The organism is Streptomyces sp. JW3, assembly GCF_052216785.1.
In the GTDB taxonomy this organism is placed as follows: domain Bacteria; phylum Actinomycetota; class Actinomycetes; order Streptomycetales; family Streptomycetaceae; genus Streptomyces.
Window position 1 is genome coordinate 1 of sequence record NZ_JBQOUX010000128.1, and the last position, 23,655, is coordinate 23,655.

General features: G+C 74.0%; 13 protein-coding genes. 3 read left to right on the forward strand and 10 right to left on the reverse strand.

Annotation, left to right across the window (positions count from 1 at the left end; translation table 11 throughout):
* Positions 1–113: 113 nt before the first annotated feature.
* The 5 genes from nudC to ACTT8P_RS33550 form a co-directional block, all read right to left on the reverse strand.
* Positions 114–1,058, reverse strand: a complete 945-nt coding sequence (gene nudC / locus ACTT8P_RS33530) for an NAD(+) diphosphatase (RefSeq protein ID WP_442835562.1) — start codon at positions 1,056–1,058, stop codon at positions 114–116.
* A gap of 173 nt (positions 1,059–1,231) precedes the next feature.
* Positions 1,232–2,644 carry a dipeptidase gene (locus ACTT8P_RS33535; protein ID WP_442835563.1) on the reverse strand — a complete coding sequence of 471 codons (1,413 nt, stop codon included), beginning with the start codon at positions 2,642–2,644 and terminating at the stop codon, positions 1,232–1,234.
* Between the two features lie 10 nt (positions 2,645–2,654).
* Positions 2,655–6,296 (reverse strand): UvrD-helicase domain-containing protein, encoded by a 3,642-nt coding sequence (locus tag ACTT8P_RS33540; RefSeq protein ID WP_442835564.1) that lies wholly within the window; start codon positions 6,294–6,296, stop codon positions 2,655–2,657.
* Positions 6,297–6,387: 91 nt separating this feature from the next.
* Positions 6,388–9,915: an ATP-dependent helicase gene (locus ACTT8P_RS33545; protein WP_442835565.1), complete on the reverse strand. Its 3,528-nt coding sequence runs from the start codon at positions 9,913–9,915 to the stop codon at positions 6,388–6,390.
* A 302-nt stretch (positions 9,916–10,217) separates the two neighbouring features.
* The gene (locus ACTT8P_RS33550) at positions 10,218–10,607 is read right to left on the reverse strand and encodes an MGMT family protein (RefSeq protein WP_442835566.1); all 390 of its coding nucleotides are present in this window, start codon (positions 10,605–10,607) and stop codon (positions 10,218–10,220) included.
* A gap of 198 nt (positions 10,608–10,805) precedes the next feature.
* On the opposite strand from ACTT8P_RS33550, the gene ACTT8P_RS33555 reads away from it, so the two are divergent.
* From ACTT8P_RS33555 to ACTT8P_RS33565, 3 genes are all read left to right on the forward strand, one after another.
* Complete coding sequence (locus tag ACTT8P_RS33555) at positions 10,806–13,553, forward strand: lysylphosphatidylglycerol synthase domain-containing protein (protein ID WP_442835567.1); 2,748 nt, start codon at positions 10,806–10,808, stop codon at positions 13,551–13,553.
* A gap of 251 nt (positions 13,554–13,804) precedes the next feature.
* Positions 13,805–15,355, forward strand: coding sequence for an alpha/beta hydrolase (locus ACTT8P_RS33560; protein WP_442835568.1), 1,551 nt, complete (start codon positions 13,805–13,807; stop codon positions 15,353–15,355).
* A 142-nt stretch (positions 15,356–15,497) separates the two neighbouring features.
* Positions 15,498–17,045: an alpha/beta hydrolase gene (locus ACTT8P_RS33565; protein WP_442835569.1), complete on the forward strand. Its 1,548-nt coding sequence runs from the start codon at positions 15,498–15,500 to the stop codon at positions 17,043–17,045.
* Between the two features lie 83 nt (positions 17,046–17,128).
* Here the strand turns inward: ACTT8P_RS33565 and moeZ are convergent, their stop codons facing one another.
* From moeZ to ACTT8P_RS33590, 5 genes are all read right to left on the reverse strand, one after another.
* Positions 17,129–18,307: an adenylyltransferase/sulfurtransferase MoeZ gene (gene moeZ, locus ACTT8P_RS33570; protein WP_442835570.1), complete on the reverse strand. Its 1,179-nt coding sequence runs from the start codon at positions 18,305–18,307 to the stop codon at positions 17,129–17,131.
* Positions 18,308–18,367: 60 nt separating this feature from the next.
* Positions 18,368–19,132, reverse strand: a complete 765-nt coding sequence (locus ACTT8P_RS33575) for a spherulation-specific family 4 protein (RefSeq protein ID WP_442835571.1) — start codon at positions 19,130–19,132, stop codon at positions 18,368–18,370.
* Positions 19,120–20,184, reverse strand: coding sequence for an NAD-dependent epimerase/dehydratase family protein (locus tag ACTT8P_RS33580; protein ID WP_442835572.1), 1,065 nt, complete (start codon positions 20,182–20,184; stop codon positions 19,120–19,122). The genes ACTT8P_RS33575 and ACTT8P_RS33580 overlap by 13 nt, the downstream gene beginning before the upstream one ends.
* A gap of 235 nt (positions 20,185–20,419) precedes the next feature.
* Complete coding sequence (locus ACTT8P_RS33585) at positions 20,420–21,748, reverse strand: hypothetical protein (RefSeq protein WP_442835573.1); 1,329 nt, start codon at positions 21,746–21,748, stop codon at positions 20,420–20,422.
* Positions 21,745–23,550: a DUF3492 domain-containing protein gene (locus tag ACTT8P_RS33590; protein WP_442835574.1), complete on the reverse strand. Its 1,806-nt coding sequence runs from the start codon at positions 23,548–23,550 to the stop codon at positions 21,745–21,747. The genes ACTT8P_RS33585 and ACTT8P_RS33590 overlap by 4 nt, the downstream gene beginning before the upstream one ends.
* Between the last annotated feature and the right edge of the window lie 105 nt (positions 23,551–23,655).

The window sequence follows — 23,655 nt, forward strand, 5'->3', positions numbered from 1 at the left end:
CGGCCTTCACCACCCACAACCAGGCGATGAAGGCCGACGTCACGCACAGGGACCGGACCATTTACCAACAGTGTCCGGGCGGGACGGCCCCCTCAGCCGTGTCCGGCCGCGGCTCAGACGAAGCCGCGGGTGGGCAGCGGCTTGCCGTACCAGAGTTCGATCAGGCGGGCGGCGATCGAGATGCCGTAGGGCGGCAGGACCTCGCCGGAGTCGAACGCGGCGCTCAGTTCGTCGCGGGAGAACCAGCGGGCCTCGTGGATCTCGTCGCCGTCGACGGTGATGTCGGTGGAGACGGCCCGGGCCATGAAGCCGAGCATCAGGCTGGACGGGAACGGCCAGGGCTGGCTGGCGACGTACTCGACCGGGCCGACCGTGATGCCGGCCTCCTCCTGGACCTCGCGGCGCACCGACTGCTCGATGGACTCACCGGGCTCCACGAAGCCCGCGAGCGTCGAGAAGCGGCCCTCGGGCCAGTGCACCTGGCGGCCGAGCAGGATGCGGTCGCTGTCGTCGATCACGGCCATGATCACGGCCGGGTCGGTGCGCGGGTAGTGCTCGGCGCCGCAGGCCGGGCAGCGGCGGATGTGGCCGGCCGCGGCGATGGCGGTGCGCTCGCCGCAGCGGGAGCAGAAACGGTGGGTGCGCTGCCAGTTCTCCAGGCCCACCGCGTGCACCATCAGGCCGGCGTCGCGCGGGGAGAGCAGCAGGCCCGCCTCCCGCAGGCCGGCCGGGCGCGCGGACTGGTCCATGCGGCCGGGCAGCGAGTCCTTCTGGAGCGCGAAGTAGCTCACGCCGTCCTCGTCGGTGCCGAGGAAGTAGCGGTGCGCCTCGGTGAGCGGGGCCTCGAAGGAGGGGGTCATGACGAGTTCGGTACGCCCGTCCGGCGTCTCGTCGAGGAGGACCTGACCGCCGGAGACCACGAAACAGCGCGTGGAGGGATGGCTCCACGCGGCGGCGAGCCATGCCTCGTCGAGGCGGTGGTGCGCGGCGCGGTCGACACCGCTCGGCGCGGTGAGCGAGATGGGACGTTCGGCGGTGCGGTCGGTCCAGATGGTCACAGGTGCTTCCAACTCCCCCGGTACGGCGGTCAGTGGTTCGGCGGACGGTTCGGCGGGTCTGGGGCGGCGCGTGCCGGGTGGCGGACGGCGATCGGGGCCGGGCGGGCCCGGCGGTTCGGGCCCTTCCAGTGTGCCCCGCGCGGCGGCCGGTCCGGACGGTGCGGCGGCATCGGTCAGGGGCCGTGCCGCCAGTGTGCCGCCAGGTCGCTCCACAGGTGCGCGGAGGTCTCCACGCCCTTGAAGAGCAGGTCGAGCTCGATCTTCTCGTCGGGGGCGTGCCAGCCGTCGGACGGGACGGAGATGCCCAGGAAGAGCACCGGGGCCCCGAGGACGTCCTGCAGGTCGGCGGCGGGTCCGGAGCCGCCCTCGCGGGTGAAGCGGACCGGCTGGTCGAAGGCGCGTTCCATGGCCCGGACGACGGATCGGAGAGCCGGGTGGTCCAGCGGCGTCAGGCACGGGCGGGTGGCGGGGGTGAACTCGATCTCGCAGCGGATGCCCGGCGGGATCCGCCCGGCGACCCAGCCGCGGACGGCCTTCGCCACGTGGTCGGGGTCCTGGCCGGCGACGAGGCGGAAGGAGAGCTTCACCATCGCCGAGGACGGGATGATCGTCTTGCTGCCGGGGCCCTGGTAGCCGCCGCCGATGCCGTTGACCTCGGCGGTGGGGCGGGCCCAGATCCGCTCCAGGGTGGTGTGCCCGGCCTCGCCGTGGGCGGCGCGGGACTTGGCCGTCTCCAGCCAGCGCTGCTCGTCGAAGGGCAGCTCGGCGAAGAGTTCGCGCTCGCGGTCGGTCAGCTCGATCACCCCGTCGTAGAAGCCGGGGATCGCCACGCGCGCGTGCTCGTCGTGCAGGGCCGCGACCAGGCGGGCCACCTCGGTGGCCGGGTTGGGCACGGCGCCGCCGAAGGAACCTGAGTGGATGTCCTGGTCGGGGCCGTACAGCCGGATCTCGCACTCGGCCAGGCCGCGCATGCCGGTGCACACCGTGGGGGTGTCCGCGGCCCACATGCCGGTGTCGGAGACGATCACGGCGTCGGCGGCGAGCCGCCCGGCGTGCTCCTCGACGAGGGCCCGGAAGTGCGGGGAGCCGGACTCCTCCTCGCCCTCGATCAGCAGCTTCAGGGTGACGGCGGGGGCGGTGCGGCCGGTGGCGGCGAGGTGGGCGCGGACGCCGAGGGTGTGGAAGAACACCTGTCCCTTGTCGTCGGCCGCCCCGCGCGCGTACAGCCGGTTGGCGCGGACGACGGGCTCGAAGGGGTCGCTCGACCAGCCGTCCTCGCGGGCGGCGGGCTGTACGTCGTGGTGTCCGTAGACCAGGACCGTGGGCGCCGCGGGGTCGCCGGCCGGCCACTCGGCGTAGACGGCGGGGGCGCCGGGCGTCTCCCAGACCTCGGCGGTCGGGAACCCGGTCTGCGTCAGCTTGGCGGCGAGCCAGTCGGCGCTGCGGCGTACGTCCGGCGCGTGCCCGGGCTGGGCGGAGACCGACGGGATGCGCAGCCACTCGGCCAGGTCGTCGAGGAAGGCGGCGCGGTGGCGGTCCAGGTACGTGCGGACGGCGCTGACGGCACTGTCAACGGGCTTGCTCATACTCCCGAGCCTACTGGCCCGCACCGACACCCTGACCGTGCGGTTCGTCACCGTACGACCCGTCGAGCAGCAGTCTCTCCAGGGCGGCGCGGTCCGGCAGGCCGTCCGGGCGCACCACCTCGCCGGTGCGCACGTACAGGAACGCGGCTGTCACCGAGGTGAGCGGTACGCCCTGCTGCTCGGCCCAGGCCAGGCGGTACACGGCGAGCTGGAGCGGGTCCGCGGAGTGGGTGCGGGAGGTCTTCCAGTCGACGATCTCGTACCTGGCACCGGCCCCGTCGCCCTCCTTGTAGACGGCGTCGATACGGCCTCGCACGACCCGGCCGGCGACGGCGAACTGGAAGGGGGCCTCGACGCGGTACGGGGTGCGGTGCGCGTACGGGGTGCGTTCGAAGGCCTCCTTGAGGGCGGCCAGGTCCTGTTCGCCGGTGATCTCGGCGTCGCCGCCGGGCAGCTCGTCGGGTTCCAGCAGGGGCAGGGTCAGCTCTTCGAAGCGGGACTCGACCCAGGCGTGGAAGCGGGTGCCGCGGCGGGCGGCGGGCCGGGGCGGCTGGGGCATCGGGCGGGCCAGCTCCTGGGCGAGGCCGTCGGGGTCGGCGGCCAGCCGCAGCAGCTGGGTGGCGGTCAGCGAGGCGGGCAGCGGTACGTCGGTGACGGCCTCCCGCGCGCGCAGCAGCTCGCCGGCGAGGGCGTCGAGATCGCGGTCCCAGGAGGCGACGGCGCGGGCTTCCTCCGGAGTGAGAAACGTCTCCCCGCGCGGTGCGGCGTCCTGCGGGTGGAGGCGGGGGGCGTCGGGGCCGGTGATCGGCTCGGGGGGCGGGGCATGGTGGGGGACGGTGTGCTCGTCGGGGGCCTGCGCAGCGGGGGGCGGGGCGTGCGTGCCAGGGACGGCGGCGTGCTCGTCGGGGGCCGGAGCGTCCGCGCCCAGGAACGAGTCGCCGTCGAAGGCGGGATCGTCGTAGGGCGGCTCGCCGTAGGCGTCATGGGCGTCATAGGCGTCATGGGCGTCATAGGGAGGCTCGTCGTCCTCCGGAGGCGGTGGCCAGTCGGGGTCGTCGTAGGTGTCCGGGTCGTGCACGGCGGCGGGGCGGGCGCCCCCGGGCTCCCCGGCCTTCCCGGGTTCGCCAGCGTTCCCGGCGGCGGCGAGGCGCTCCAGGTGTGCCAGCACCGTCTCGGCGGCCGTCCGGCGGCGGGCGAGGGCCGTCTCGTCCAGGGGCAGCGGCCACGCCTGGTCGGTGTCCGCGCGGTGCAGGGCGGGGTTCTCCTCGTCCTCGGCGGGCCGGTCCGCCCAGGACTCGATCTCGCCGTGTCCGGCCGCGCAGTGGTCGTACAGGGCCTGGAGGAAGTCGGACGGTCCGCGGGGCTTCTTCTGGCTGGGGCCCCACCAGTGGCCGGAGCCCAGGAGCAGGGAGCGGGGGCGGGTGAAGGTGACGTAGCCGAGGCGGAGCTCCTCGGTGTGCTGGTGCTCCTTCATGGCCTCGTGGAAGTCCTTCAGGCCGCGGGAGTCCCAGGCGCCGACGTCCGGGAGGGTGTCGGCGTCGCCGCGCAGCCGGTGCGGCAGGACCTTGCCCTGGGCGGTCCACTTCTCGCGGCCCTGGGTGCTGGGGAAGGTGCCGGTGACCAGGCCGGGGACGGCGACGACGTCCCATTCCAGGCCCTTGGACTTGTGCGCGGTGAGCACCTTGACGGTGTTCTCGCCGCCGGGCAGGGCGTTGTCGAGTCCCTTCTCGTACTGGGCCGCGGTGCGCAGGAAGCCCAGGAAGGCGAGCAGGGACGCCGCGTTGTCCCCGGCGGCGAAGGAGGCGGCGACGTCCAGGAAGTTGGACAGGGTCTCGCGGCGCCGGGCGGCCAGCGCGTTCGGGGACGCCGACAGCTCCACCTCCAGGCCGGTGACGGCGAGGACCCGGTGCAGTACGTCCATCAGCGGGTCGGCGAGACAGCGGCGCAGGTCGCGCAGCTCGGTGGCCAGGCGGGCGAACCGTACGCGCGCGTCGGGCGAGAACGGCAGTCCGTCGTCGTCCCCGCCGCCGTCGGCCCCGTACAGGGGCGTCTCCAGGAAGGTGTCCAGCGCGTCCGCGAGCGATATCACCTCCGCCGGGTCGACGCCCTCGACGGCCTCGGCGAGCCGCCGGTCGGGGTCGTCGTCGCCCGCCACGCGCGCGTGCGCGACGAGCCGGCGGGCGCGGCGCCCCAGCAGGGCGAGGTCGCGCGGGCCGATGCGCCAGCGCGGCCCGGTGAGCAGCCGGACCAGGGCGGCGTTGGCGCCGGGGTCCTGGAGGACTTCGCAGACGGCGACCAGGTCGGCCACCTCGGGCAGGTGCAGCAGCCCGGAGAGGCCGACGACCTCGACGGGGACGTCCCGGGACACCAGGGCGCCCTGGATGTCGGCGAAGTCGGTGGCCGTGCGGCACAGGACGGCGATCTCGCCGGGCGCCGTCCCGGTCCGTACCAGGTGGGCGATGGAGTCGGCGAGCCAGTCCAGCTCCTCGGCGTGGGTGGGCAGCAGGGCGCAGCGGACGGTGCCGTCGCGTTCGGCGCCGGGGGCCGGGCGCAGTGCCGCCACGCCCGCGTGCATGGCGCGCAGCGGGGTGGCGAGGCCGTTGGCGAGGTCTAGGAGGCGGCCGCCGCTGCGGCGGTTCTCGCTGAGCGACTGGCGCACGGCGGGGCGGCCGTCGGCGCGGGCGAAGTGCTCGGGGAAGTCGTCGAGGTTGGCGACGGAGGCGCCGCGCCAGCCGTAGATCGCCTGGCATGGGTCACCGACTGCGGTCACGGGGTGGCCGGTGCCGCCGCCGAACAGACCCGCCAGCAGGACGCGCTGGGCCACCGAGGTGTCCTGGTACTCGTCGAGCAGCACGACCCGGAACTCCTCGCGCAGCAGCCGGCCCACCTCGGGGAGCTGGGCGAGCTGGGCGGACAGGGCGATCTGGTCGCCGAAGTCGAGCAGGTCGCGGTCGCGTTTGGCGGACCGGTAACGGATCACCAGGCCGGCCAGTTCGCGCCGGGCGGCGGCGGCCTCGGGGACCTTGCGCAGGTCGGCGTTGGTGAGTTTGGCGCCCTGGAGCGTCTCCAGGAGCTCGGCGTCCCAGGTGCGCAGCCGCTCGGGGCGTACCAGGTGTTCGGAGAGCTCGGAGTCGAGGGTGAGGAGGTCGCCGACCAGGTCGGGGAAGGAGCGGGTCAGCGCCGGATAGAAGCCGGGGGCCTCGCGCAGCACCCGCGCGGCGAGCTGGTAGCGGGTGGCGTCGGCGAGCAGCCGGGAAGCCGGCTCCAGGCCGATGCGCAGGCCGTGGTCGGCCAGCAGCCGGCCGGCGAAGGCGTGGTACGTGGAGATCACCGGCTCGCCCGGCGGGTGGTCCGGGTCGATCGCGTCGGGGTCGGTGACGCCTGCCTTGACCAGCGCCTTGCGGACGCGCTCGGCGAGTTCGCCGGCGGCCTTGTTGGTGAACGTGAGACCGAGCACCTGTTCGGGGGCGACCTGGCCGGTGCCGACCAGCCAGACCACGCGCGCCGCCATCACCGTCGTCTTGCCGGAACCGGCTCCGGCCACGATCACCTGCGGGGCGGGCGGCGCGGTGATGCAGGCCGTCTGCTCCGGGGTGAAGGGGATGCCGAGGAGCTCCTTGAGCTGCTCGGGATCGGTGATACGGGCGGGCATGTCGAAAGGCTAGCGGCGGCCACTGACAGCCGGGACCGGATCGGTCGTCCGGGGCGGAAGAAGCGCAGGTCAACGGGTGTGGTGCGATGAGTCACTCGACTACGTGCCGTCCCTCGGGACGGGCGCTGCACGAGGCGCGGAAGGCGCAGTGCGCGCAGTGCTGGCCCGAGGTCGGCGTGAACCGTTCGTCGAGGACCTTGCCCGCGGCCGTGGCCAGCAGGTCGCCGACCCACTCGCCCTCCGGTCCCGCCAGTGGCTCCTGGGCCTGCACCTTGGGGAGCGTCTCCCCGCCGTCCCGCTTGGCGGCGCCCTGCCGGAGCTGGACCAGTTCGGCGCCGCCCGGCTCGGGGCGTACGCCGTCGAACGCCTCGTCGACGGCGCCCTCCCGGACGGCGAGCTGGTAGACGGCGAGCTGCGGGTGGCGGACCACCTCGGCGGAGCTGGGCGCCTGCTTGCCGGTCTTGAAGTCGACGACGTAGGCGCGGCCGTCGCCGTCGGCCTCCACCCGGTCCAGCTGGCCGCGGATGCGCACCTCGTAGTCGCCCGCCGCGAGCGTGACGTCGAAGTCGTGCTCGCTGGCCACCGGCGTGCGTCCGGCGCGGTCCATGACGTGCCACTTCAGGAAGCGTTCGAGCGCCACGCGCGCGTGCGCCTTCTCCTGCTCCGACTTCCAGGGCGCGTCGAAGGCGAGCGCGTTCCACACCGAGTCCAGCCGTTCCATGAGCACGTCGAGGTCGGCGGGGGTGTGCCCGGAGGCGACCTCGTCGGCGAGGACGTGCACCACGTTGCCGAAGCCCTGGGCGGTGGTCGCGGGGGCGTCGGCCTTCACCTCGCGGCCGAGGAACCACTGGAGCGCGCAGGTGTTCGCGAGCTGGTCGAGCGCGCTGCCGGAGAGCACGACGGGCTGGTCGCGGTCGCGCAGCGGCACCTTGGACTCGGTCGGTTCGAACATGCCCCACCAGCGGTAGGGGTGCGCGGCGGGCACCAGGGGGCGGCCCTCGTCGTCGCTGAGGGCGGCCAGCCGGGCCAGCCGGCGCGCGGCGGCCTCCCGCAGGGCGTCGGAGACGCGCGGGTCCACGGTGGTGGCGCGCAACTCGGCGACCAGGGCGGCCACCGACAGCGGGCGGCGCGGGCGGCCGGTGACGTCCTTGGGTTCGACGCCCAGCTCGGTCAGGAACCGGGAGGGCTGGTCGCCGTCGTCGGCCGGTGCCTTGACGGCCGTGACGACCAGGCGGTCCCGCGCGCGGGTGGCGGCCACGTAGAACAGCCGGCGTTCCTCGGCGAGCAGCGCACCGGGCGTGAGCGGCTCGGCGAGTCCGTCCCGGCCGATCCGGTCGGCCTCCAACAGGGAGCCGCGGCGCCGCAGGTCGGGCCAGAGCCCCTCCTGGGCACCGGCGACCACGACCAGCCGCCACTGGAGGCCCTTGGCGCGGTGCGCGGTCATCAGGCGTACCGCGTCGGGGCGCACGGCCCGCCGCGCGAGGGTGTCGGCGGCGATGTCCTCGGCCTCGACCTCCTCCAGGAAGTTCAGGGCGCCCCGGCCGCCGGTGCGCTCCTCGGCGCGCGCGGCGGTCGCGAACAGGGCGCATACGGCGTCCAGGTCGCGGTCGGCGTTGCGGCCGGCGGCGCCGCCGCGCCGGGCGGCCCGCTCCAGGCGGCCGGGCCACGGAGTGCCCGCCCACAGCTCCCAGAGCGCCTCCTCGGCCGTACCGCCGCCCGCCAGGCACTCCCGGGCCGTGCGCAGCAGCGCGCCCAGGCGTTGCGCGCCCCGCGCGTACGCCGGGTCGTGCACGGCCAGCCGCTCCGGTTCGGCCAGGGCCCGGGCGAGCAGTTCGTCCGAGGGGGGCGGCAGCGCGTTGCCGGCGGCCCGCTCCTCCTCGCGCAGGGCCCGGCCGAGGCGGCGCAGGTCGGCGGCGTCCATGCCGGCGAGGGGGGAGCTGAGCAGGGTGAGCGCGGTCTCGGTGTCCAGCCAGCACGCCTCGCGCGCACCGGAACCACCGGCGGCCCGCGCACCCGCTGTCCTCGGTGTCTCCGGTGTCCCTGCCGGCCCCACCGTTTCCGCCGTCCCCGTTGTCTCCTTCGTTTCCGGTGTCTCCGGTGCCTCCGGTGCCTCCGGTGCCTCGGGTTCCTCCGGTGCCTCCGGTGCCTCGGGTGCCTCCGGTGCCTCGGGTGCCTCCGGTGTCCCCACTGCCCCCGCCGTCCCCGCCGTCCCCGACATGGGCCCCGCCTCGGCCGCGGCCACCGCCCGCAGTGCCGTCAGCAGCGGCGCCACCGCCGGCTCGTGGCGCAGGGGCAGGTCGTCGCCGTCCACGTCGACCGGGACGCCGGCCGAGGTGAGGGCGCGGCGGACCGCCGGGAGGGTGCGGGAGCCGGCCCGCACCAGGACGGCCATCTCGCTCCAGGGGACGCCGTCCTCCAGCCGGGCCCGGCGCAGGATGTCGGCGACGTTGTCCAGCTCCGTACCGGCCGTCGGGTACGTGTACACCTCGACCTGGCCGCCGTCCCGTACCGGGGCGAGCTCGCGGTGGGCGCGCACCTGGTCGGCGGGCAGGCGGGTGAGCGGCATGCGCCGGGTCAGCAGCCGGGTGGCGGCCAGCAGGGCGGCGCCGGAGCGGCGGGCGGTGCGCAGCACCCGTACCGGGGCCGGGGGGCCGTCCGCGCGCGGGAAGGCGTGCGGGAAGTCCAGGATGCCGCCCACGTCCGCGCCGCGGAACGCGTAGATCGACTGGTCGGGGTCGCCGAGTGCCACCAGGGTGCGGCCGCCGCCCGCCAGCGCGTGCAGCAGCCGTACCTGGGCCGGGTCGGTGTCCTGGTACTCGTCGACGTAGACGGCGTCGTACTGCCCGGCGAGCCGTTCGGCGACCTCGCCGCGCTGGGCGAGGAGCACCGCGCGGTGGACGAGTTCGGCGTAGTCGAGGACTCCCTGGAGGTCGAGCACGTCGAGGTACTCGGCGAGGAAGACGGCGGCGGCCCGCCAGTCGGGGCGGCCGATGCGGCGGGCGAAGTCCGCCAGGGCGTCCGGGCCGAGGCCCAGCTCGCGGCTGCGGGCGAGCACCGCGCGGACCTCGTCGGCGAAGCCCCGGGTGGTCAGGCAGGCGCGCAGTTCGTCGGGCCAGCGCACATGGGTCAGGCCGAGCCGTTCGAGGTCGGTCTGGCCGGCCAGCAGCTCACGGACGGTCACGTCCTGCTCGGGGCCGGACAGCAACCGCAGCGGCTCGACGAACAGCTCGCTGTCCTGGTGGGCGCGGACCAGGGCGTAGCTGAAGGAGTGGAACGTGGTCGCGCGCGGGGCGCGCGCGGCTCCCGTGCGCCGTGCCATGCGGTCGCGCAGTTCGACGGCGGCCTTGCGGCTGAAGGTCAGCACGAGGATGCGTTCAGGGTCGGCGCCGCGGGCGATCCGCGCGGCGACGGATTCGACCAGCGTGGTGGTCTTGCCGGTGCCGGGGCCCGCGAGGACGAGCAGCGGACCGGTGCGGTGGTCAACCACCGCGCGCTGGGCGGCGTCCAGGAGAGGGGGGTCCTCGCGCGGGGGCGGGGTACGAACCAGTCGGTAAGCGCCACGGGCCCCCGGGCGCACCTGAGGGTGCGACGGGTGCCTGAGGGAGGAAGAGGAGCTCACGTGGTTCGCCGGTCCTGGTGGGTGTGCTGGTGGGACGACCGCCGCGCGGGGCGGGCGGTGGGCGTGGGATGGACGGTGGACGGGGAAGGGGCGGTGGGCGCGGGGTGAACGGGACACGCGCAGCCGACGCTACGCCGCCGCACGGACGGGAAGCAGGGCTTCCGCTTCTTCCCTCCCGCCACCCGCGACGCGGATGTCCCGTGCCCCTCGAACGTACGTCATGCCACCGACGTGCCGGTTCTGCCCCGATTCCCTCGTACGGATCACCGGTCCCCCCTCGGGGCGTCCGATGGCCGAAGCTGTCAGGTGTGACCCTGCGCGTGCTCGCCGCCGTCCCACCGCGCCCGTCTCATGTCGATGCGCGGCAGGTGGTCGTCCGCGGCCCGGCCCGCCTCCTTCAGGGGCGTCCCCTCCACCCGGTACCGGCCGAGCGCCTCCTGTTCGTGGCCCGCCAGCAGCACCCCGTCGGCGCGGACCACACGCCACCAGGGGACTCCCACGCCGCCATAGAGGGACATCACCCGGCCGACCTGCCGGGGACCGCCCTCCTCCAGCCACTCGGCGACGTCCCCGTAGGTCATCACGCGTCCCGGCGGGATCAGCTCGGTGACCTCCAGGACCCGCTCGGCGTACTCGGGCAGCGCCGCCGCGGGCTCTGGACGGGCACCGTCCGGAAGACTTTCCTCGCTCATCCGCCCCATACTGCCGCACCCCACCGACACCGCGACGCGCTCGCGCGGGCGGTCCGGGTCCCTCGCCCGGGGGCGGCGCTTCGGGCAGACTGTGCGGCCCGCGAGTCCGCCCTGATCCACCCTGATGCCCCCGTGTGTCGGTGCGGCATGCCACCATCGTGCGGGCGGTGACCAGTGATACGAGAGCAAGAAGAGACGATGAAGCAGCAGGGTGTGCGACCCGGCGGCACGCGGGGTTCCTCCGGCGCTTCGTCGCGCCCCGGTGCCGCCGGCGGCAAGGGGGGCACCGGGAGCACCGCCCCGGACGGTGACCCGGCGGACACCGCGCACATCGACGAGGTGGAGGGCGACGAACCGCTTCTGCCCGCGCGGGTGCACCGTCCGTCCGACCTGATGCGGCTCCTGGTGGGCGTGCTCGCCGTCGCCGTCCTGCTCGCCGTCGCCGCGTTCGCCCACGGCACCACCTCGGGCCTCGAACAGGACATCAACAAGGGCACCGGACAGGCACCCGATCTGCTGATCAAGATCGCGGGACTGGCCTCCAGCATCGCGATCCTGCTGGTCCCGGTCGCCTTCGCGATCGAGCGGCTGATCAAACGCGACGGGCTGCGGATCGCCGACGGCGTCCTGGCCGCCGTACTCGCCCACGGAGTGACGCTCGCCACCGACCTGTGGGTCGCCAAGGCCGCGCCCGGCTCCATCCAGGAGGCGCTCACCCAGCCCTCGCCCGGTGACATCCACGCCCTCACCGACCCGGTGCACGGTTATCTGGCGCCGGTCATCGCGTACATGACGGCGGTGGGCATGTCCCGCAGGCCGCGGTGGCGCGCGGTGCTGTGGATCGTGCTGCTCCTGGACGCCTTCTCCATGCTCGTCACCGGCTACACGACGCCGTTCTCGATCGTCCTGACGGTGCTCATCGGCTGGACCGTGGCCTACGGCACGCTGTACGCGGTCGGCTCGCCCAACGCGCGGCCCACCGGGCGGACGCTGATGGCGGGCCTGATGACGGTCGGCTTCCGTCCGGTGACCGCCTCGCGCGAGGACACCTCGTCGGACACCCTGGAGACCGGCGACCGCGGCCGGCGGTACTTCGTCACCCTGGAGGACGGCCCGCCACTGGACGTCACGGTGGTCGACCGCGAGCAGCAGGCGCAGGGCTTCTTCTACCGCGCGTGGCGCAATCTGACGCTGCGCGGCTTCGCCACCCGCAGCAGCCTCCAGTCGCTGCGCCAGGCGCTGGAGCAGGAGGCGCTGCTGGCCTACGCGGCGATCGCGGCCGGCGCCAACGCCCCCAAGCTGATCGCCACCTCGGAACTGGGCCCGGACGCCGTGATGCTCGTCTACGAGCACACCGGCGGCCGCTCCCTGGACACGCTGGCGGACGAGGAGATCACCGACGGCCTGCTGCGCGACACCTGGGAGCAGGTCCGGGCCCTCCAGTCCCGGCGGATCGCGCACCGCAGGCTGGTCGGCGACGCGATTCTGGTGGATCGTTCCGGCACGGTGACCATCACGGACCTGCGCACCGGCGAGATCGCCGCGGGCGACCTGCTGCTGCGCATGGACATCTCCCAGTTGCTGGTGACGCTCGGCCTGCGGGTGGGGGCCGAGCGCGCGGTGGCCTCGGCGGTGGGCGCGCTCGGCCCGGACGCGGTGGCGGACTGTCTGCCGATGCTCCAGCCGATCGCGCTGAGCCGCTCCACCCGCGCGACGCTGCGCAGACTCGCCCGGGAACGCTCCGAGCGCGAACGCGAGGCCGTCCTGGAGGCGTCCCGGCAGGCCAAGCAGGCCCGGGTGGAGGCTGCGGGCGGCGACGGTACGGGCGCCACGGCCGTCAGACTCGACAAACCCGGCAAGCCGGACAAGAAGTTGGAGCGCGCGGAGCAGCGGGCCGAGAAGCGGGCCCTGGACGAGGCCATGGACGAGGCGCGTGAGGAAGATCTGCTCACCCAGATCCGCCACCAGGTGCTGCGGATCAGGCCACAGGCGCCGGTCGAGCCGGCCCGCCTGGAGCGGATCCGGCCGCGCACCCTGATCAGCTTCATCGCCGGCGCGATCGGCGCGTACTTCCTGCTGACCCAGCTCACCCACATCGAGTTCGGACCGCTGATCAGCAACGCAGAGTGGGGCTGGGTCGTCGCGGCCGTGCTGTTCTCGGCGGTGAGCTACGTGGCCGCGGCGATGTCCCTGCTCGGGTTCGTGCCGGAGCGGGTGCCGTTCCTGCGGACCGTGGCCGCGCAGGTCGCCGGGTCCTTCGTCAAGATCATCGCGCCCGCGGCGGTCGGCGGCGTGGCGCTGAACACCCGCTTCCTCCAACGCGCCGGAGTGCGCCCCGGGCTCGCGGTGGCGAGCGTCGGCGCGTCGCAGCTGTTCGGGCTCGGCTGTCACATCCTGATGCTGCTGTCCTTCGGCTATCTGACCGGCACCGAGAAGACGCCCTCGCTGTCGCCCTCCCGGACGGTCATCGCGGGCCTGCTGACGGTGGCGGTCCTGGTGCTGGTGGTCACCTCGGTGCCCTTCCTGCGGAAATTCGTCGTCACGCGCGTGCGCTCACTCTTCGCAGGTGTCGTACCGCGCATGCTGGACGTGCTCCAGCGCCCGCAGAAGCTGGTCACCGGCATCGGCGGCATGCTGCTGCTCACCGCCTGCTTCGTGATGTGCCTGGACGCCTCGATCCGCGCGTTCGGCGACGAGTCGACGTCGATCAGCCTGGCCAGCGTCGCCGTCGTCTTCCTCGCGGGCAACGCGCTGGGCTCCGCGGCGCCGACCCCCGGCGGCGTGGGCGCGGTGGAGGCGACCCTGACGCTGGGTCTGATCGCCGTGGGCCTGCCCAAGGAGGTCGCCGCGCCTGCGGTGCTGCTCTACCGGCTGCTGACCCTGTGGCTGCCGGTGCTGCCGGGCTGGCTGGCCTTCAACCACCTGACCCGGAAACAGGCCCTGTAGGGCGCTCCGCGGCATGCGCTGGGGGGGGCGCTGCGCCGAGTGACGCGAAGCAGCCCTGTGGGGGCGCTCCGCGGCAGGCGCTGGAGCGGCGCTCCGCCGAGTGACGCGAGCAGGCCGCCGTACCTCGTACGGCCCGACCGGCGCGAGCAGGCCGCCGTACCTCGTACGACCCGACCGGCGCGAGCAGGCCGCCGTACCTCGTACGGCCCGTGCCCCGAGCGTCCCGCCCGGTGCCGCCGCACGATGGGGACATGCCGAATCCCGCCCGGCTGCGTGCCGCCGCCCCCGCCGTCACCGTCGCCCTGCTGTCCTCCCTGCTGGCCGGCTGCGGCGACAGCGCGGCGGACGAGAGCGGGGACGTGACGCAGCAGAAGCTCTCCTGGCAGGACTGCCCGGCGCCCTCCCAGGCGCAGGGCGGCGGCGCGGCTCCCTCACCGCTGCCGGACGGCGGCGCCTGGCAGTGCGCCACCATGCGAGCCCCGCTCGACTGGGACGACCCCGACGGCGACACGATCGGCATCGCGCTGATCCGGGCCAAGGCCAGTGGCGCCGCCGGTCAGCGAATCGGGTCGCTGGTCTTCAACTTCGGCGGCCCGGGCGGCTCGGGCGTCACCACGCTGCCCTCCTTCGGCTCCGACTACACCAAGCTGCGCACCCGCTACGACCTGGTCAGTTTCGACCCGCGCGGCGTCGGACGCAGTGCCCCCGTGGAGTGCCTGGACGACCAGCAGCTCGACAGCTACTTCCAGCAGGACGCCACCCCGGACGACGCCGCCGAGCGCACCGGACTGGTGGACAGCAACAAGAAGTTCAACGCGGCCTGCGAGAAGAACTCGAAGAAGATGCTGCCGCACGTCGCCACCACCGACGCCGCCCGCGACCTGGACCTGATGCGAAAGGTGCTGGGCGACGACAAGCTGCACTACTTCGGCATCTCCTACGGCACCGAACTCGGCGGCGTCTACGCCCACCTGTTCCCCAAGAAGGTGGGCCGAGCCGTCTTCGACGCCGTCGTCGACCCGACCCAGGACGCCGAACAGAGCTCGCTCGGCCAGGCCAAGGGCTTCCAGCGGGCCCTCGACAACTACGCCGAGAACTGCGTCTCCCAGACCGAGGACTGCCCCGTCGGAGACACCGCCCAGGACGTCAAGAACCGCATCGCCGCACTGCTGAAGGAACTCGACCGCACACCGATTCCCGGCATCTCCCCGCGCGAACTCACCCAGACCGCCGCCACCAGCGGCATCGCGCAGTCCCTGTACTCGCAGGACCTCTGGGAGTACCTCACCGAGGGCCTGGAGCAAGCGTACGACGGTGACGGCCGGATCCTGATGGCGCTGTCGGACGCGCTGAACGGGCGCGGGGAGAACGGCGAGTACAGCAACATCACCGCGGCCAACATCTCCATCAACTGCGCCGACGACAAGCCGCGGTACGACGCCGCGGACGTGCAGAAGAAGCTGCCTCAGTTCCGCGCAGCCTCGCCGCTGTTCGGCGACTATCTCGCCTGGTCCATGATCAGCTGCACCGACTGGGCGGTGGCCGGCGCCGCCGACCACCCCGACGTCAGCGCGCCGGGCGCCCCGCCGATCCTGGTCGTCGGCAACACCGGCGACCCCGCCACGCCCTACGAGGGCGCGGGCAAGATGGTGGACGCGCTGGGCGAGGGCGTCGGCGTCGAGCTGACCTACAGGGGCCAGGGCCACGGCGCCTACGACAGCAAGAACACCTGCGTGCGCGAGGCGGTCGACGGCTATCTGCTCAACGGCCGGACGCCGAAGGCCGGGACGGTCTGCTCCTGAGCCCGCCGCACCACCCCAAGGTCAAGTGAACCGGCAGGTCAAAGCGTTATCCACAGGCCGCAGCGGCCTTCGGGCACTCCCCCTACCATGGCATGACAGCCATCCGCCGCACGGCGCGGACGGCCCGTCAGGGGGAGCGCGCATGGGGCGGTACACACGGTCGCGGCAGGTACGGTGGACGGCTTCGCTGGCCGCCGCCGGGCTGCTGCTGGCGGCGTGCAGCGGGAGTTCGTCAGAGGACGGCAAGGACAGCTCGGGCGGCGGGGACAGCGGGGGCGGCAAGACCGCCGGGGGATCTCTGACGTCCCAGCGGCTGGACTGGGGCCGCTGCGAGGCCACCGACGACGCCCCGGCGCCGGGCAGCGAATGGCGGTGCGCCACGCTCCAGGTGCCGGTGGACTGGGCGAAACCGGACGGCGAGCGGATGGGGCTGGCGCTGATCCGCTCCGAGGCCACCGGCGACCGGCGGGCCGGCTCGCTGCTGTTCAACTTCGGCGGCCCCGGCGGCTCGGGCGTCGCCACGATGCCGTCGTACGCCTCCCTCGCCTCCTCCCTGCACGAGCGGTACGACCTGGTCAGCTGGGACCCGCGCGGAGTGGCCGCCAGCGAGGGCGTCCGCTGCCGCGACGACGAGGAGATCCAGGCCGCCGAGTCGACGGTGGACGTCACGCCCGACACCGCGGCCGAGGAGCAGGCGTACCTGGCGGACGCCGCCGACTTCGCCGAGGGCTGCGAGCGGACCGCCGGGAAGCTGCTGGCCCACGTCTCGACCACGGACACCGCCCGCGACATGGACCTGATGCGCCAGGTGCTGGGCGACCAAAAGATGCACTACTTCGGCATCTCCTACGGCACCGAACTCGGCGGCGTCTACGCCCACCTGTTCCCCGAGAAGGTGGGGCGCATGGTCCTGGACGCGGTGGTCGACCCGACCGCCGACACCATCGGCCACGCCGAGCACCAGGCCAGGGGCTTCCAGCGCGCGCTGGACGACTACCTCCGGTCCACCGGGCAGGATCCCGAGCAGGGTTCGCAAAAGATCGCCGACCTGCTGGCACGGCTCGACGCCGAGCCGCTGCCCACGTCCTCGTCCGGCAGAAAGCTGACCCAGACCCTGGCGCTCACCGGAATCGTGCTGCCGCTGTACAGCAAGGACAGCTGGCCGGCGCTGACCAGCGCGCTGTCGGTGGCCGAGGAGGGCGACGGCTCGGAGCTGCTGGCGCTCGCCGACGGCTACAACGAGCGTGACGCGTCGGGGCACTACGGCACGGCCACCCACTCCCAACGGGTCATATCGTGCCTGGACGACAAGGAGCGGCCGACCCTGGCGGAGACAAAGAAGCTGCTGCCGGAGTTCGAGGAGATCTCCCCGGTGTTCGGCGCCTTCCTGGGCTGGGACACCGCCGGGTGGTGCCACGACTGGCCGGTGGCCGGGCAGTACGAGACACCCGAGGTCGGCGCGGCCAAAGCGGCGCCGGTCCTGGTGGTCGGCAACACCGGCGACCCGGCGACGCCCTACGAGGGGGCCCGCAAGATGGCGGACGAGCTGGGCGCGGACGTCGGTGTGATGCTCACCTGGAAGGGCGAGGGGCACGGTGCGTACGGCAGCGGGAGCGACTGCGTCGACTCCACGGTCGACGCCTATCTCCTGGACGGGACGGTGCCACGGGACGGCAAGACCTGCTCGTGACGGCGACGGCGGGGGCCCCGGGCACCTGCGGCGCGCGAGACCCCCGCCATTCGGGAGACGTTGCCGGCCTGGCCGGCCGTGGCTCAGTAGACGGGCTTGTCCGGCTCGATCTGGTTGACCCAGCCGATCACGCCGCCGCCGACGTGCACGGCGTCCGAGAAGCCCGCGGACTTCAGCACCGCGAGGACCTCCGCGCTGCGGACACCCGTCTTGCAGTGCAAGACGATCTTCTTGTCCTGCGGGAGGCTCTCCAGGGCGGTGCCCATGAGGAACTCGTTCTTCGGGATCAGCCGCGCGCCCGGGATCGAGACGATCTCGTACTCGTTCTGCTCGCGGACGTCGATGATCTCGATGCTCTCGCCGTCGTCGATCCACTCCTTGAGCTGCTTGGGAGTGATCGTCGAACCGGCCGCCGCCTCCTGGGCCTCCTCGGAGACGACGCCGCAGAAGGCCTCGTAGTCGATGAGCTCGGTGACGGTGGGGTTCTCGCCGCAGACCGCGCAGTCGGGGTCCTTGCGGACCTTGACCTGGCGGTACTGCATCTCCAGGGCGTCGTAGATCATCAGGCGGCCGACCAGCGGCTCGCCGATGCCCGCGAGCAGCTTGATGGCCTCGTTGACCTGGATGGAGCCGATGGACGCGCACAGCACGCCCAGCACGCCGCCCTCGGCGCAGGAGGGGACCATGCCGGGGGGCGGGGGCTCCGGGTAGAGGCAGCGGTAGCAGGGGCCGTGCTCGGACCAGAAGACGGAGGCCTGGCCGTCGAAGCGGTAGATCGAACCCCAGATGTACGGCTTGTTCAGCAGCACACAGGCGTCGTTGACCAGGTAACGGGTGGCGAAGTTGTCCGTGCCGTCGACGATCAGGTCGTACTGGCTGAAGATCTCCATCACGTTCTCGGCTTCGAGCCGCTCCTCGTGAAGGATCACGTTCGTGTACGGGTTGATGCCCTTGACGGTGTCACGCGCCGACTCGGCCTTGGAGCGGCCGATGTCGGCCTGGCTGTGGATGATCTGGCGCTGCAGGTTCGACTCGTCGACCTCGTCGAACTCCACGATGCCGAGGGTGCCCACGCCCGCGGCGGCCAGGTACATCAACGCCGGCGAACCCAGGCCGCCGGCGCCCACGGCGAGCACCTTGGCGTTCTTCAGCCGCTTCTGCCCGTCCATCCCGACGTCGGGGATGATCAGGTGGCGGGAGTACCTGCGGACCTCGTCTACGGTGAGCTCAGCGGCTGGCTCGACCAGGGGTGGCAGCGACACGGGGACTCCGTTGGTCGGTTAATCGATGGTTGTTCCCCCGTAACACTGCCACGGCCTTTTTCATTCCGAGACACCTGTCCCGATGCGCGAGACGATGTCGTCCCAGTAGCCGGGCATCGTCTCCCAGGGGCTCGCGTCGACGCGTCCTCGGTGGTCGGCGCGGTCGGTGCGGTCGGTGAACCAGACGGTCGCGGCGCCCTGCCAGCGGGCGAGACGCAGGGCCTCGTCGAGGTGCGGGCCGGGCACACCGTGGACGAGGTGGCAGAAGCGCTCGGGCGGGTGGTCGGCGGTCCACTCGGCCACTTGGGACCAGCGGTAGTCGCTCCAGGAGCCGCGGAAGGTGACCAGTTGGTCGGCGTTGTCGGCGTAGCCGGGATACGGGTGGGTGTCGTGGCCGAGGACGATGTGGGCATCGTCACGGACCGCCCGCAGCGTGGCGACCGCGCGGCGGACGGCGGGGAGCGCGTGCCGCTGGCCGGGGCAGCGGTCCAGGAGGAAGCCGTCGGTCCGGTACCAGTCGAGATACCGGTGTGCGTCGGCGACCAGTTCGCCGAAGGGGCGGGCGCCGTGCGCGGTGTCGAGCCGGCCGAGCACGCGATGGCCCGCGTTGCGCAGCCGGCCGGCCGCCTCCAGGCAGTGCGGGTCGGGCGCGGCGCCCGGGCCGTCGGCGACATCGAGGACGGCCCAGTGCAAGGGAGTGCCGGGGCGGGTGAGGCCCGCCCACTCGGCGGGCGCGACCAAGGGGTGGGCCAGGCCGGGGACACCGAGGCCGGTGCGGACGCCGGTGCTCGCGGTGCCCGTTCTGGTACTGGTCAGATACGGCACGCGGCCTCCATCCAGATGTCCGCGAGGGACTCCTCGAGGTTGATACGGGGCCGCCAGCCGAGCCGGTCGCGGGCGGTGCGCACGTCGGCCTGCTGCCAACTGCCGCAGCCGTCCGGGTACGGGTAGGCGACCGGTGCCGGGTGATCGTCGCTCCGGGGGCCGAGGCCGTCCACGCGGTGGCCCACGGTGTCGGCCCGGTGGTGGCCGGTGGTCTCGGCGCGGTGGCCGAGCACGTCGGTGCGGTGGGCGACGGACTCGGCCCGGGGATGGCCGATGACCGGGCGCAGGGCGCCGGGCGGGCCGTCGAGTTCGTGGAGGGCGCCGCCGTAGCCGGCCACCCGGGCCAGGGTGGCGGCGGCGTCGCGCAGCCGGACCGCGCGGCCGGAGCCGATGTTGATGACGCCCTGCGCGGCGGACAGGGAGGCGGCGTGCACGGCGCGGGCGACGTCGCGGACGTCCACGAAGTCGCGCTGGGCGCCGAGGCCGCCGAGGCGCAGTTCTCCGTCGCCGGACTGCATGGCGCGACGCATGGCCTCGGCGAGCCGGCCCAGCGGGGAGCCGGCCGGGGTGCCCGGTCCGGCCGGGGAGAAGACCCGTAGGACCACGGCGTCCAGGCCGGAGCCGAGGACCAGTTCGGTGGCGGCGAGTTTGCTGACGCCGTAGGGCCCGCCGGGGCGGGGCACGGCGTCCTCGGCCGTGGAGGACCCGTGCTGGCTGGGGCCGTACTCGGCGCTGCACCCGATCTGCACCAGCCGGGCGCCGCAGCCGCTGCGGCGCAGGGCCTCGCAGACGGTGGCGACGGCGACGGTGTTGTGCCGGGTGAGTTCGCGGGCGCCGCCTCGGGTGGCGCCGGCGCAGTTGACCACCACGCCGGGGTGGACGGCGTCGAGGAAACGGGTGAGCGCGCCGGGGCTGCCGCTGGCCAGGTCGAAGCGGACGTCGGCGTCGTCGCCGCGGCCGAGGGCGGTGAGCTGGACGGCCGGGTCGGCGAGCAGACGGTCGGCGACGAAGCGGCCGATGTAGCCGTTGGCTCCGATCAGCAGGACTCTCATCGGACGACTCCCGGGGCCGAGGCTTCGGGTCGGGAGGTGGTCATGTCGGGTTCTCCTTCGAGGGTGGTGCCGGGAGGGAGCGGCGGCAGGGCGGAAGTGGTCGCGGTGGCGGGCACCGGACGGCTGGGCGGGCGCCCCGGCGGACCGTGGGCGGTGGGCGACCCGCCGCGCACGGTGGCGGGCCGGGGAGGGTTGTCCGACCGGGCGACCGGGACGAGGGGAGGCAGGGACGTGTTCATCGACGGGGCTCCGGGTGGGCGTGGGCCGAGGCTCTCGTCAGGCGCCTGGTCGCGTGCGGCAGCAGGAGCAGGGCTCCGACGCCGCACGCCACGGCCGGCACGCTTCCGGTCCCCCAGGCGGCGACCAGCGTCTCCACGGGGACGGCCAGGTCCCCGCAGCCGGGCAGCCGGCTGGCGAAGAGGCTGGCCACCGCGGTGGCCTCGGCGGTCGCCGCCGCCGTGAGGACGAGCGCCGGCCCGTACCCCGCCCCGTGGGCGGTGAGGAGACCGGCCAGCAGCAGGAGGGCGCCCAAGGTGAGGCCCTGGGCGTGGGCGGCGGGCTGGTCCAGGACCGCGCCGGTGAGGGCGAGGAGGGCCGAGAGGGCACCGAGGAACAGGACGAGGAGGCCGAACAGCAGCGGTCGTACGGCGGCGGCGAACTCATCCAGTCCGCGGCTCTTCTCCAGTCGGCGGCGGGCGTGGACGGCGAAGAGACGGGTGCACCAGGCCGCGGGTGCGCAGGCCAGGGTCAGGGCCAGCACGGGGGCGACGGCGACGGGCCAGGGTCCGTCGGCGGCGCCGGTGGGCAGACCGTCGGGGCCACCGCGGAGGGCGGCGCCGAGCAGACCGTCGCCCAGGAGGGCGTAGCCGAGCAGGCAGTGCACCCAGACGCCGCTGTGGTGGTCCTCGGCGCCCGGCAGCCGGCCCCGGCGAAGGAGCGCGCGCACGGCCAGAGCGACGGCCAGCGCACCGACGACGGCCGTGACCAGGCGCGGCTGCCCGTGGGTGAGACGCAGACCGGCGACCGTCGCCGCGCCCAGGGCACCGGGCAGCAGGGTGAGGACGAACCAGCCGATGCCCGGCCGGAGGGCAGCGGCGGCGACCACCCGATCGGCGGGAACGGCGGAATCGGCGGAATCGGGAGCATCGGCGGGGTCGGCGGGAATGGCGGGATCCGGAGCTTTCTCGTTCCGGTCGCCGTCGCGTGGAACGCGGGCGTACATCTCCTCGGCGAGGGAGAAGACGTCGCGGTGGCGGAAGCGGGCGGCGGTCCGGTCGGTGACGCCGTGGGCCTCCAGGCCCGCCGCGATCTCCAGAGGGTCCACGGCTCGTTCGCACAGGTCGTGGTGGCGGTGCATCAGGGCCTTGACCGGGTCCGCGCCGGTCCGCCGGGCGGGACCCGGACGGGCCGCCCCCCGCGACACCGACACCGACACCGACTCCGACACTGACACCGACACGGCCTCCGACGCCGAGGTCAGACATTCCTGCGAGCGTTCGTCCCAGGCCCCGGGACTGCTCGGAGTCCCGAGACCGCCCAGGCCCGTGTCGCCGAGGTGGCTCATCGGACCCCCTCCCCGACGCGGACCGGCGCGTCCGTCGCCCAGCCGGGGCCGCCGCGGGCCACCGTTCGGGAGACGGTGCCGGTTCGTACACGACCGGAGCCGGTGCCAGGACTGGGACCGGTGCCGGGGCCGGGGACGTGGGCCTCGGCCGGCACGGCGAACGGCAGGGGCGTGCCGGTCGCGTCGAGGAGGTCCCGGCGGAGCGGAGCGCGGGAGAGGATCTCCAGGTAAATGCCCTGGAATGCCGCGGTGTTCTGCTCCACGGTGAACAGTTCGAGTGCGCGGGCGCGCGCGGCGGCGCCCAGGCGCTCACGGCGCTCGGGGTCGCGCAGCAGGGAGACACACCCCTCGGCCAGCGCCCGCGGATTGCGCGGCGGTACGACCAGACCGGTGCCCCCGATCACCTCCACCACCGCGCCGGCCTCCGTGGACACCGTCGCGCGACCACAGAACATGGCCTCCACCAGTCCGACCGGGAACCCCTCGACCACGCTGGAGCTGACGACCAGGGCACCGGCGGCGTAGGCGTCGGCGACGGACGGCAGTTCCGGCCCGCCGACCTGTTCGAAGGAGACCGGGTTCCGCCCGACGGCACGGGGGCCGTCCGCCTCGTCGGGGAAGAGCTGGGCGGCCAGGCCCCGGCAGTGCGCGAGATAGGCCGCGTCCCCGGAGAAGCCCGGATCACCGACACCACCGGAAACACCCGAGACTCCAGGGACATCGGGAACACCCGAGACACCCGAGGAACCGGAGACGGACACGATCCGCAGCCGGGCCCGGGGGCGCGCCCGGCGGATCTCGGCGAAGGCGTGCAGCAGGGACACCAGGTCCTTGGCGGGTTCCACGCGGCCGACCCAGACGAGGGTGTCCGGGGCGGCGCCGCCCGGCGCCTCCCCGACCTCGGTGAAGGCGGCCGCGGCCATGCCCGGGTGGACCGTGCGCAGCTTGTCGCGGCCGGCTCCGCAGCGCTCCTGCCAGCGGCGGGCGTGCGCGTTGCCGTGCGTGACGACGGCGGCCCGGCGGTAGATCTCGGCGGCGAGCCGGCCGTGGAAGGCGGCGAGCAGGGCGCGTATGGGGGGCGTGGCGTCGGGAGCGGTCAGGTAGTGCGTGCGCAGCCGCACCCCGTACTCGGTGACCAGCAGGGGGACGCCGAAGAAGTGCCGGGCGAGGAGGCCGGGCAGGGCGGCCGCGCCACCGGACGCGGCATGGCACAGGTCGACCGCGCCGAGGCCGGCGTCCTCGTACCAGTCGAGCGAAAGGGGGCGCAGGGCGTGTTCCAGGTGGGCCGCGACGGCGAGGAGATCCGGGACACGGGCCTCGCGCGCGGGCCGCCGGGCGCCGGGCGCGCGACAGGCGTGCTCCAGGGCGCGCACGGCGGCTTCGGAGCGCAGCGCGCCCACCAGTCCGCCTTCCTCGCGGGCGAGTTCGGCAAGCCCGTACAGGGCGTTGGCGAAACGGTCCGCCTCGGCGGCCGGGGCGTCTTCCGCCGTACCCGGCGGGCCTCCGTGCCCCCCGGCGCACAGGACGGCGGCGAGGTCGCCGCAGTACTGGGCGAAACGCCTGCGCGCCCGCCTGCCGTAGGTCACGCCGTCGTCCTCGGCCGTCCACAGCGGCGCGGTGCGTACGCGGCTGACCTGCGGCGGCAGCGGGACCCACCCCTCGTCCTCCTGGCGTTCGCCGCGGCTGAGCGCGTAGACGTCGAACTCGTGCTGCCCGAGCCCGCGCACGAGCCGGTCGCACCAGAGTCCGGCGTCACCGCTGACGTACGGGTAGCCGCCCTCCGTCAGTAGTCCGATGCGCACGTCCACTCCCGATCTCCCGTATGGGGAGCCGCCGTTGCTCCGGCGGCTCGCAGCGGGGACGAACGTATGCGGACAAGGCGGTGGGGGGGGGGGGGGGGGGGGGGG

Bases quoted from the DNA above. Each gene is read 5' to 3' on its own strand.
- ACTT8P_RS33535 (WP_442835563.1), bottom strand. From the start codon at position 2,644: ATGAGCAAGCCCGTTGACAGTGCCGTCAGCGCCGTCCGCACGTACCTG.
- ACTT8P_RS33540 (WP_442835564.1), bottom strand. From the start codon at position 6,296: ATGCCCGCCCGTATCACCGATCCCGAGCAGCTCAAGGAGCTCCTCGGC.
- ACTT8P_RS33550 (WP_442835566.1), bottom strand. From the start codon at position 10,607: ATGAGCGAGGAAAGTCTTCCGGACGGTGCCCGTCCAGAGCCCGCGGCG.
- ACTT8P_RS33555 (WP_442835567.1), top strand. From the start codon at position 10,806: ATGAAGCAGCAGGGTGTGCGACCCGGCGGCACGCGGGGTTCCTCCGGC.
- ACTT8P_RS33560 (WP_442835568.1), top strand. From the start codon at position 13,805: ATGCCGAATCCCGCCCGGCTGCGTGCCGCCGCCCCCGCCGTCACCGTC.
- ACTT8P_RS33565 (WP_442835569.1), top strand. From the start codon at position 15,498: ATGGGGCGGTACACACGGTCGCGGCAGGTACGGTGGACGGCTTCGCTG.
- ACTT8P_RS33580 (WP_442835572.1), bottom strand. From the start codon at position 20,184: ATGAGAGTCCTGCTGATCGGAGCCAACGGCTACATCGGCCGCTTCGTC.
- ACTT8P_RS33585 (WP_442835573.1), bottom strand. From the start codon at position 21,748: ATGAGCCACCTCGGCGACACGGGCCTGGGCGGTCTCGGGACTCCGAGC.